The sequence below is a fragment of the Streptococcus sp. GMD4S genome (genome assembly GCF_000296955.1).
In genome coordinates this window covers 1-605 of record NZ_AJRE01000386.1, presented here as the reverse complement: position 1 = coordinate 605, position 605 = coordinate 1, and the positions used below count along the sequence as shown (strand labels likewise).

The window sequence follows — 605 nt, the reverse complement described above, 5'->3', positions numbered from 1 at the left end:
CACTAAACCAGTTCTTTATGTTGCTAATGTGGATGAGGATGTTGTTGGAGACCCAGATTCTATCGAATATGTGAAGAAAATTCGTGAATTTGCAGCGACAGAAAATGCTGAAGTAGTCGTTATTTCCGCGCGTGCTGAGGAAGAAATTTCTGAGTTAGACGATGAGGATAAGCAAGAGTTTCTTGAAGCACTTGGCTTGACAGAATCAGGCGTTGACAAGTTGACTCGTGCAGCCTATCACTTGCTTGGGCTTGGAACTTACTTCACAGCTGGTGAAAAAGAAGTCCGTGCTTGGACCTTTAAGCGAGGGATGAAAGCTCCTCAAGTAGCTGGTATTATCCACTCAGACTTTGAAAAAGGCTTTATTCGTGCAGTAACAATGTCATATGAGGATCTAGTGAAATATGGATCTGAAAAGGCTGTAAAAGAAGCTGGACGCTTGCGTGAAGAAGGAAAAGAATATATCGTTCAAGATGGCGATATCATGGAATTCCGCTTTAACGTTTAATAACATTTAATAAATAGTGTCAATTAGGTTGGAAAAAAATTCCAACCCTTTTGGCTTTTGAAAGGAAAAATAAATGACTAAATTACTTGTTGGATTA

1 protein-coding gene is annotated in these 605 nt (G+C 39.3%); it reads left to right on the top strand.

Annotated features, from left to right (window positions below):
* Positions 1-508 (top strand): DUF933 domain-containing protein (locus GMD4S_RS10055; protein ID WP_000317512.1); only part of this gene is annotated, 508 nt, incomplete at its 5' end.
* Between the last annotated feature and the right edge of the window lie 97 nt (positions 509-605).